The organism is Flavihumibacter sp. CACIAM 22H1, from assembly GCF_001601815.1.
In the GTDB taxonomy this organism is placed as follows: Bacteria; Bacteroidota; Bacteroidia; order Chitinophagales; family Chitinophagaceae; genus Flavihumibacter.
Genome location: NZ_LUKG01000001.1, coordinates 41,173 through 51,643 on the forward strand (window position 1 = coordinate 41,173; position 10,471 = coordinate 51,643).

Below are 10,471 nucleotides of genomic sequence, written 5' to 3' on the forward strand. Positions count from 1 at the left end.
TAAACAGGACGGAAAAAAACTGGAGAATTCGTTTAACTAGCTGCATTTCTGCAAAACTCCTCTCCGAAGCTGAAAAACTTCCCACCATTTGTATTGGAAACAATAATTTAATATGGATGGCTGATTCAGACACAGATTTACCTATTCTGTGGATACATGTTCAACGAAACCTGTAAAAACTGAATATGCTGGAAAGAATTAAGGAATGCTGACCACTATATCACCTCCTACCGGATATGCCTGGCAACACAGGAAACGCCCTGCGTCCACGTCCTCATCCAATAATACTTCATTGTAGGCCATCCATACGTTGCCTTTGGTACAGGTAGCCACACAACTGCCGCAACGCCCGGCTTCACAACTGTAAGGGATTGGAATACCCTGCAATTTGGCGGCCTCTAATATGGTTTGAGGATATTGAACGGTTAGCTCCTGCACCCCGTTCGCCAAATGTATCAACACCCGGTGCTGTTGCAGATCCGGCGGTTGGGGTTTGGTAACCCTCGGAACGGTCGTAAAATGTTCTCTATGTATGGCAGCCGGCGGAATGTTTTCACTTAGCAGGGTAAGTTGCACCATTTGCATGTAATCCCAGGGACCGCAAACATAGACCAGCAGTTGTTCTTTCTGCACCTTGCGGTATTGTTCAAGTAACTGAGGTAAGAGCCATTTACTAAGCCGGCTATTGTAAACATCGAATAGTTCACTGAACAGGAAACGAATTTCGAACCGTTGCGGAAATTGCTTTTGCAGGTCCTGTAATGATTGGTGAAAAATAGTGGTAGCGCTGTTACTGTTGCTATATACCAGTACCACTGTAGCTTCCGTCGTAAAAAGAAGTGTTTTTATTAGAGCGTAACAGGGTGTTATGCCACTGCCTGCCGCAAAGAAGAAAAATTGTTGTTCCGGTGAAACAATGGGGGGAAGGGTAAATAATCCACTAACGGCACTTGCTATTAATTGATCGCCGGGTTGAGCAAAATCTACCAGCTTGCGAGAAAATTCTCCATTCACCACTTTCTTTATGGTAATAGTGGGGGTTTTATCCAAAAAGGGCGTGGAAGAAAAGGAATAACTTCTTCGTTTTTCTCCGAATGGCGTATCAAATACCAGGGTTATAAACTGACCAGGCAAATACTGAATCGGGCTGCCATCCACAGCAGCCAGGGTAAAACTGCTGGCTGTAGCTGTTTCTTTTTTGATAGACTGGATAACTAAGGCGGTACCTATTGACATGGCTTTGAATGGCTGCAAGAATAGGTTTTTCTCCGAATTTCTCCTGGAAAAACCAAGTGTAGCTGGGAAAATGGGTGTTGCAAAGAGAACTATTGTTCCTTTTCCCGGGGAAAGGCGGGATGATTTGCTGAAATTTCCGGGTATAAAAAGGGGCAAATCAGTGTCAAAAACCTGTTTCTCCCCGGGGAAAGCGGCTAAAAATGCCTTTTTTGCCAAAAGTTAGCGAGAACTTATTAACACCTGTGAAGTAAGCTGTTCCAGTGTGGTTATAATTCCTAAATTGGACCGATAAACAAAAAATCTTATAAAATAGACCATCATGGCCAAAGCAACCAAAAAAGCAGCCGCTAAAAAGGCTGCACCAAAGAAAGCAGCTGCAAAAAAAGCCGCTCCTGCTAAAAAAGCTGCTCCCAAAAAAGCTGCTCCTGCAAAAAAAGCTGCTGCTAAAAAAGCCGCTCCTGCAAAGAAAGCCGCTGCTAAAAAAGCTGCTCCGGCGAAAAAAGCTGCTCCTAAAAAAGCCGCAAAAAAACGTACTCCTAACGCTGCCTTCATGGCACCACTTACACCAAGTGCAGCACTGGCTGATGTTATTGGTAGTAAGCCGGCATCACGCCCTGATATCACCAAGAAAATCTGGGATTATATCAAGAAAAATAAACTGCAGGACAGTACTAACAAACGCATGATCAATGCGGATGCAAAACTGAAAGTTCTTTTTGGTGGCAAGAGTCAGATCTCTATGTTTGACCTGGCGAAAATTGTAAGTGCCAACGTAAAATAACGCACTGCCTTAAGATTTTAACAACCATAACCGGTATTTTACTGGTTATGGTTTTTTTTATTTGTACTTTCGCGCGTGCGGTTATTGATCTTTATATGTTGTTTATTGGGTATCGGAAACAGCCTCTATGCCAGTTCCGGTGCGGCTTTCAGTACCGGTAAATCCCGGAAAGAAAGCAAGCAGTTATGGCAGCAGGGGTATGAAAATGACCGGCCCGGCCAAAAAGATCATTTCACACAGACAGCACTTTTTAAATTACGTTCCGTTCGACCGGAAGAAGAGATCAGTTCTCCTCCCTTTAAAAAAATAACCGACAGGTATAATTTCCGCATCAATACTATCCGGCTGGAGGCAATTCGTTTCAGAGAATATCTGCAACAAAGCATACCTGATTCAACCACTTATCTGCTTTTTCCAAAACATCATTTCTGGTAGTTGGCCTACAATTAAGTTAACATAGTTCCTTCCCGGAACTAGCTGATATTTTGTAACCAAATTATTACCATGAATGAATTCATAATTGTGGCGATCCTTTTTGCGCCCGTTCTTATTATACTTATTGTATCCAGAATTGCGCGGCTGCGCTCCAAGAAAAAACGAGCGGCAACCATGCTCTTATTCCTTCAAAATAACTATCCCTCACTTAACCAGCATAACCGAAAACTGATTTGGTTAAATCAACAATTACTGGCCTTGTTCCCCGAGGAAAAGCAGGCGGTGATTATAGAGGCAGAAGGCCCCCACCCCGATGCTGTACTAATAGATCTTAAACAGGTAAAAAAAATAGCCCTCTTTAAGGACATTGAAGAGGTGAAACTGGAAGGGAAAGGCGCTGGTATAGATAGGGTAGTGATGCGGATGGGGTTATGCGTTTCCTATAAAGAGGAGCAACAAGAACTGGTGTTCTTTGACTATAAAGTGGAACATACCAGCCTGCTGGCGGAAAAAGAAGCGGCTGCGCTTCAATTGCAGCAGGAAATACAGAACCTTTCAAAAGAATCTTAAAAATCGAACGATGAGTCACCTGCCGCATTTAATACTTGATCTGTCGCTTATACTCGGAGTGGCTGCCATTACCACCCTTCTTTTTAAATGGCTCAAACAACCCCTGGTACTGGGGTATATCCTGGCGGGCTTTGTTGTTAGTCCATATTTCAAATGGTTTCCCACGGTGTATGAAGTAGAAAATATAAAAGTATGGGCGGAAATCGGGGTGATTTTTCTATTATTCAGCCTGGGGCTTGAATTCAGCTTCAGGAAGCTCTTAAAAGTTGGCGGATCAGCCTCCATTACAGCGGTAGTGGAGGTGATCGCCATGAGCATTATAGGCTACTGTACGGGCATTGCTATGGGCTGGTCACATATCGACAGCTTGTTCCTGGGCGGCATCTTATCAATCTCTTCAACCACCATCATTATCCGGGCTTTTGATGAGCTCGGTTATAAATCAAGGCAATTTGCTTCCCTGGTTTTTGGGGTATTGATCGTGGAAGACCTGGTAGCAATTATACTGATGGTATTATTGGCAACCTTATCGGTAAGCCAGCAATTTTCCGGCTCGGAAATGATTTTTTCAATCCTGAAACTTTCGTTTTTCCTGGTGATCTGGTTTGTAATGGGTATTTTTTTTATTCCAACTCTCTTACGAAAAGCCAAAAATATTCTCACCAATGAATTACTGTTACTGCTATCCGTAACCCTTTGCTTTGGAATGGTGGTACTGGCTAACCAGGTAGGCTTTTCGCCGGCATTAGGCGCTTTTGTAATGGGTTCTATCCTTGCAGAAACCACCAAAGCAGAACGCATTGAACACCTTGTAATGCCGTTAAAGGACCTTTTCGGAGCAATTTTCTTTGTTTCCGTAGGCATGTTAATTAACCCGGCCATATTACAGGAATATGCAGTTCCTATAATGATCTTATGCGGTGTAACAATAGTTGGTAAAATTTTAAGTTCCGGGTTAGGCGCCCTCTTGTCTGGTCAAAGTTTTCAAACCGCCGTACAGGCAGGCTTCAGCCTGGCACAAATTGGTGAATTCTCGTTTATCATTGCAACATTGGGAACCACCCTTAATGTAACCAGTGAGTTTTTATATCCCATTGCGGTATCCATTTCGGCTGTTACCACTCTTACAACGCCCTATCTAATTAAAATATCGGGCGGGGCCGCCAGGCTGCTTGAAAACCGAATTCCGGAACCTCTGCTGGAGCGCATGCGCCAATATAATGTATCGGTGAATAAAGCAAGAACCTCCAGCTCCTGGAAACGTTTTCTGCAGCAACAAGTACTGATCGGAAGCCTGCAGATCAGTGTAATAATAAGTATAATAATGGCCAGCGCAGGTTTTCTGCAACCACTTCTAATAGGTTGGAAAACAGAATTCTGGATCAATTATGCACTTGCGGCATTCACGTTTTTATGCATTGCTCCCTTCTTATGGGCATTTGCGATCAGAGTACCAACGTACAAAGACTACAATAGTGAAACCGTGAATCCGCGACTGATCAAAATGATCCATTCCATTAAACTGTTTCTTGCCTGCCTGCTGATCGGCTTCCTGGTATTCACCTTTTTCAATTATTACGGAGGCCTGCTGGTGGTTCTGATAGGCTTGATAGTGTTGTTTGTATTCTCTCAAAAGATTCAGTTATTATATAATAAAATCGAAGCCCGGTTTTTAACAAACCTGAATCAGCGGGAAACAACCCAGTACCCTGAGCAACAAAAAGAGCTGGCTCCCTGGAATGCCAGAATCTATCCAATTAAAATTGATAAGCACTATAATTTCCTGGGGCAACCCCTTCATACTTTACAATGGCGGGAAAAAATCGGTGTAAACCTTGTTCTTATTAAGAGGGAAACGCATACAGTAGTTACACCCGATAAAAACGATTGCATCTTTCCGGGTGATGAACTTTTTGTTATAGGCACTGAAATACAGGTACAAAAATTACAGGTCGTACTACGTAATAATGAAATTGAACCGAGTGAGGCAAGAACAGAAATAGAACCGTTTAAACTCCTCTTATCGGCGGGTCATCCTTTTATCGGAAAAACGATTCGGGAAACAGGTTTACGGGAAAAAACAAATACCCTTGTAGTAGGTGTAGAAAGAAAAAAGGAGCGGTTGTTAAACCCCTCCTCGGATTTTATACTGATGGAAAATGACCGTTTGTTATTGGTTGGAAACAGGAAAAAAGCAGCACAAATACTTCCGGAAAACTCAGCTACCTGATCTGGAAAGCCTTATTAGGAGATGGTTTCCGCTCTTTGTCCATAATTTTTTCAAGTGCTTTAACTTCTTTTGTGTGGTTTGAAGAAAGGTCTGTTGTTTCGCCTTTATCGGTACGCAGGTTGTATAGTTCTGTACGAATTGGCAAACCGTTCGAGTAAAAGCGGATGGCTTTCCAATTGCCCTGCCGTACAGCCTGTTTATATCCCTGCTCATAAAACTCCCAATAAAAAATTCGGTTGGCGAACGTTGAAAGCATTTTTTTCGAAGCGGTATTTTTCCAGATCGGAAGAAGCGAAATACCGTCATTTTCGGGTGGCTGAATTTCGGCAATAGCTGCCAAACTTGCCATCAGGTCCCAACTGGCGGCAGGCACATCGGTATAACTTGCTTGTTCAATTTTAGTATCCCACCGGATAATAAAAGGAACCCGAATACCACCTTCGTATAAGTCGCGTTTTATTCCTTTAAAGGGACCGCTGCTTTGAAAAAATTGAGTGGCATCTTCCAGTGATCTTCCGCCCTCTTTATGCGTTCCATTGTCGCTGGTAAAAATTATGATCGTTTCTTCATCCAGGCCGAGCGCATGTATCTGTTGTACAATTTTTCCCACATAATCATCCATCTGTGTAACCATAGCAGCGTAAGCCGCTCTGGGGGCGGGCTGAGGCCCATAATGCTGACCAGGCAAATGTGGCCTTTCAGGAGCAAAAATACTTTCTCCATTTTCTTTCAGGTATGGTTTTATATACTGATCGGGCACTACCAGTTCTGCATGCGGAAGGGTAAAGGAGAGATAAAGAAAAAAGGGATGTTCCTTTTCAGTAGTAATAAACTCAAGGGCTTCGTTGGTAAACCATTCATTGACATATAGGTTTGCCGGAATTTTAGTTTTTTCAAGCACTTTATCCTTGATTTTCCAGGCAGAATCGGGCTTTTGAAAATGCCCTTCAACATGGTGTACATGCCCGGAAAAATAGTCCCATCCACGGGTTTCCGGCGAGCCGCTTGTACCGGCTAAACCAAGTCCCCATTTCCCCATCATACCATTTACATATCCACGCTCTTTTAATAACTCCGGTATTGTTTTTTCGTCTTGGGGTAAGGGAAATTCTCCATTGCCGCGAATGGATACATGACCGGTATGTTTTCCTGTCATCAGGGCGGCACGGGAGGGTGCGCAAACTGTGCTGCCTGCATAAAAGCTGGTAAATCGTTTCCCTTTTGCAGCAAGCTGGTCAATATTGGGAGTTTTTATTTTCTGTTGACCGTAACAGCCCAGGTCGGCATAGCCTAAATCATCGGCAAGGATATAAATTATATTAGGCAGACGCTGTTTTTTTTGTGCGTTAGCAGGTGAAAAAAGACCGAATAAAAGGATTAAAAAACAATATTCGGTTATACGTATACGTGATACTTTTTTCATACATCTATTTATAGGATTTAAATATACATTTTTTCATTTAATAAATCGGCTACAAAGCTTATCCAGACTGAATTTTACGTATCTTCATTTAAATAATTTACACTATGCGAAAATCACATTTTGCATTGCTTTTCGGTTGTTCGGTACTGGTATCATTTAAACCGGAGGCAATGCCGGAAAAAAAGGAAAGACCACCTTCGAAACCCAATGTCGTTTTAATATTTATGGACGATATGGGTTATGGCGATCCGGTCTGTTACGGCGGGGGGCCTTATCAAACACCCAACCTCGACAAACTGGCCTATTCAGGTATTCGTTTCACGAATTTTTATGCAGCGCAGGCGGTTTGTACTGCATCAAGAAGTGCCCTGTTAACGGGTTGTTATCCGACAAGGATTGGCATTTCCGGCGCAATTGATCATAATGCAAAGTTTGGCCTGAATACCAACGAAGAAACCATTCCGGAATTATTAAAAAAATCCGGATACAAAACCGGCATGGTAGGAAAATGGCACCTGGGGCATGTGGAACCCTATCTACCATTGCAACATGGGTTTGATGAATACCTTGGAATTCCCTATTCGAATGATATGTGGCCTGTTTATTACGATGGAACGCCGTGGACGGATACCACCAGTTATCGCTCCACTTACCCGGTACTTCCATTAATTGAAGGGAACAAACCGATCGAATACATTCGCACCTTGCAGGATCAGTCGCAATTAACCCGTCGATTTACAGAGCGTGCCATCCAGTTCATTCAGAAGAATAAAAAATCTCCGTTTTTTCTTTACCTGGCACATCCTATGGTTCATACGCCAATAGCAGCAAGCGAAAAATTCAAAGGAAAAAGCAAGGGCGGATTATTCGGCGATGTAATGGAAGAAGTTGACTGGTCGATCGGCGCCATCATGAAAACACTGGAAGAAAACCGGTTGCTTGAAAATACCCTGGTAATTTTCACCAGCGATAATGGTCCTTGGTTAACCTTTGGCAATCATGCGGGTAATACCGGTGGATTAAGAGAAGGAAAAGGAACTGCCTGGGATGGCGGTGTTAAGGTGCCCTGCATCATGAGCTGGAAAGGCACCCTGCCTGCTGGTGTGGTAAACAATCAACTGGCCACTACGATGGAAATATTACCTACACTTACCAGCTTATGTGGTGCACCCTCACCGAAATTGAAAATTGATGGTATAAATATGGCGGGTGTGCTGACGGGAAAATCTACAGAAATTGGCCGTAAGGAATTTGTTTATTATTACGACAAGAATAATTTGAAAGCCATTCGCAATGAACGGTTCAAATTGGTTTTCGCGGCACAATCCCAAACCTATGGTCCGCCTGCTCTTCCGGGTAAAGATGGTTTTCCGGGAAAACATGGAACCGATTCCGTAAAACTGGCTTTGTATGATTTGTGGACGGATCCGGGAGAGGATCGTGATGTACAGTTACTATATCCGGAAGTTATCAAAGAACTACATTCAATTGCCGATCAATACCGTAAAATGCTTGGTGATGGACTTACGAAAATGAGCGGTTTGGAAGTGCGCCCGGCGGGTGTTTTGTAAGAAAGGTGTCAGACACATGTTCTAACATGTGTCTGACGCCTTTACCTACCAACCTGGATTCTGACCAAGGGCCGGGTTCAACGCTGTTTCCTTTTGCGGAATGGGCCATAAGTAATGCTTGGAAGCATCGAAAACCCGTACCACACTCGGTACCTGAACCGTAACAGGATTTCCATTTTCATAATAAGTAATCCCATATACCGGCCCTGTCATCACCTGCGGACCGATTTTCCACCTGCGGATATCGAACAAACGCCACCCCTCAAATGCCAGTTCAATGGTGCGCTCCCGCCGAACCGCCTGCCTTAATTCCTCCTGTGTCAATCCCGCTGCCAATACCGGCAAACCTACATCCGGACGGGTTCTTACTTTATTGATCGCATCATAGACCGACTGGTCGATCTGGTTCAACTCAATTTTAGCTTCCGCATACGTCAGCAACACTTCCGCATAACGCAGCAACTGGAAATTTAACCCACTGGCACCCGGTGTTTGCAAATCGTCGGCCAGTACATATTTTTTGACCGAATAACCGGTGGCTGTATTATACTGTGTTTTGCCTACCTCATCTGCGCCCCCGGCTCCCGGAACAGGTTGAAACAATATACCGCTGGGCAGGGGATCGCCATCCAGGAACATAGTGAAACGCATCCGCGGATCGCGGTTTAGATACGGATGTGCAGGATCAAATCCGGAGGCAGGATCCGTAATTTCCAGCCCGTTTTTCATGGTATACATATCTGCCAGCGATTTGGTAGGAACAAAACTACTAGAGCTATTGCGCTGGCTATATGGCCCCATAAAAGAAAAAGCGTTATGCGTCAGCGTTCCGGCCAGGAACTGCTTATCCAGCACCACTTCCTTGCTGTTTTCCATGGCATAGGTAAAGAGCTTACCATACTCATCCACCAGGTCATACACGTTTAAATCCATTACCGCTTTGGCCGCAGTGGCCGCCCCCCCATAGTTACCGGCCCAGAGATTAGCACGTGCTTGTAAGGCCAGGGCAGCGCCCCGCGTAATCCGACCCTTATCCGCATTTGCATAGCTGGTTGGTAAGGCGGCTGCAGATGCCGCTAATTCGGTATCGATAAAATCCCAGATTTCTGCCTGTGCGGTGCGGCTTATAGACAATCCTTCCGCTGCCGAAATAGGACGGGTTATCAAAGGAAGATCGCCGTATAAACCGGTTAACTTCATGTAATAATAGGCACGAAGCACCCGGGTTTCTGACTTCAAACGGTCAATCAGCGCGGTATTGGTAGTACTAACCCGGTCAATATTCGCCAATACATCATTGGCCAGGAACACTCCCCGGAAACCATTCTGCCATTCGGTCTGAATTCTTGAATGCGATGCATCGTAGGTACCGTTTTCAATATTGTATTCCACCGTAAACGTGGTATTTGTATGCCCAATATCCGTTACCCCGTCCAGCACAAACAGGTTCACTGCGTCCAATGCAGAGTACACAGAATTGACAGCATAAATAGCATCTGACTCAGTACGCCAGTAAATGGCTGATGATACGCGGTCGTTGGGAATAGTTTCCAATATATCTTTCTTACAGGAACTGGCACCTGCACTTACTGCAAGCGCTAGCAATAAAATTTTATAATAAGCTTTTTTCATTTTGATGGGTTGACGACTTAAAAATTAAGATTCAGTCCAAGGGTATACAAACTGGTTTGCGGATAATAAATACCCCGACCAGATTCTGCTTCCGGGTCCAGGTTCCATTCATTGAGCTTGGAGAAGGTAAGCAGGTTGGTACCAGACAGATATACTCTTGCCGAATTAATACCTGCTTTCTGCAATAGGTTTGACGGAACTGTATAGGTCAGTTGCAAGTTCTTCAAACGCAGGTAGGACCCATCGATTATTAACTGATCAGAGGTATTTACATTTCGCTGATCGCTTTTACGGGGCAGGGGAAACCGTGCATTCGGGCGCTCGGGGGTCCAGTAATTATTAGTAACGATTTCGTGGGTGAACCCCTCAAATATTCCGTACTCCGATAAAGCACCTGATAATCGGGTATCCACATCAGCGGCTCCTTGGAACAACATGTTCAAGGCGAAATTTTTGTACGAAATTTCCGCTACTGCACCGAATGTGTATTTAGGAAATGGATTACCGATAACGGTCCAATCGTCGGCATTGATCCGGCCGTCTTTATTGAGGTCGACATATTTCACATCGCCCGGCTTGGTATTGGGCGCGAT

At 44.2% G+C, this 10,471-nt stretch carries 8 protein-coding genes and 1 pseudogene; 5 read left to right on the forward strand and 4 right to left on the reverse strand.

Features of this window, described 5'->3' with window-relative positions:
* Positions 1–198 precede the first annotated feature (198 nt).
* Entirely contained in the window at positions 199–1,254 is a 1,056-nt protein-coding gene (locus A1D16_RS00175) for an iron-sulfur cluster-binding domain-containing protein (RefSeq protein ID WP_290706522.1), read from the reverse strand.
* 301 nt (positions 1,255–1,555) lie between these two features.
* On the opposite strand from A1D16_RS00175, the gene A1D16_RS00180 reads away from it, so the two are divergent.
* The 4 genes from A1D16_RS00180 to A1D16_RS00195 all read left to right on the forward strand — a co-directional run bounded on the left by A1D16_RS00180 (position 1,556) and on the right by A1D16_RS00195 (position 5,252).
* Positions 1,556–2,017, forward strand: coding sequence for an SWIB/MDM2 domain-containing protein (locus tag A1D16_RS00180; RefSeq protein WP_290706524.1), 462 nt, complete (start codon positions 1,556–1,558; stop codon positions 2,015–2,017).
* 75 nt (positions 2,018–2,092) lie between these two features.
* Positions 2,093–2,452, forward strand: a complete 360-nt coding sequence (locus tag A1D16_RS00185; protein ID WP_290706526.1) for a hypothetical protein — start codon at positions 2,093–2,095, stop codon at positions 2,450–2,452.
* Between the two features lie 69 nt (positions 2,453–2,521).
* On the forward strand, positions 2,522–3,022 hold the full coding sequence (locus A1D16_RS00190; RefSeq protein WP_290706528.1) for a hypothetical protein: 501 nt from the start codon (positions 2,522–2,524) through the stop codon (positions 3,020–3,022).
* 10 nt (positions 3,023–3,032) lie between these two features.
* A complete protein-coding gene (locus A1D16_RS00195; RefSeq protein WP_290706531.1) occupies positions 3,033–5,252 on the forward strand; it encodes a cation:proton antiporter in 2,220 nt (739 codons plus the stop codon).
* Here the strand turns inward: A1D16_RS00195 and A1D16_RS00200 are convergent.
* Positions 5,245–6,675 (reverse strand): arylsulfatase, encoded by a 1,431-nt coding sequence (locus A1D16_RS00200; RefSeq protein ID WP_290706533.1) that lies wholly within the window; start codon positions 6,673–6,675, stop codon positions 5,245–5,247. The genes A1D16_RS00195 and A1D16_RS00200 overlap by 8 nt on opposite strands.
* Before the next feature lie 104 nt (positions 6,676–6,779).
* Here A1D16_RS00200 and A1D16_RS00205 point away from each other — a divergent pair, with 104 nt between their 5' ends.
* Positions 6,780–8,246 carry a sulfatase gene (locus A1D16_RS00205; RefSeq protein WP_290706535.1) on the forward strand — a complete coding sequence of 489 codons (1,467 nt, stop codon included), beginning with the start codon at positions 6,780–6,782 and terminating at the stop codon, positions 8,244–8,246.
* Between the two features lie 45 nt (positions 8,247–8,291).
* Here the strand turns inward: A1D16_RS00205 and A1D16_RS00210 are convergent, their stop codons facing one another.
* Both A1D16_RS00210 and A1D16_RS00215 read right to left on the reverse strand, forming a co-directional pair.
* Positions 8,292–9,878: a RagB/SusD family nutrient uptake outer membrane protein gene (locus tag A1D16_RS00210; protein ID WP_290706537.1), complete on the reverse strand. Its 1,587-nt coding sequence runs from the start codon at positions 9,876–9,878 to the stop codon at positions 8,292–8,294.
* A 17-nt stretch (positions 9,879–9,895) separates the two neighbouring features.
* A pseudogene (locus A1D16_RS00215) lies at positions 9,896–10,471 on the reverse strand (hypothetical protein); the annotation flags it as partial.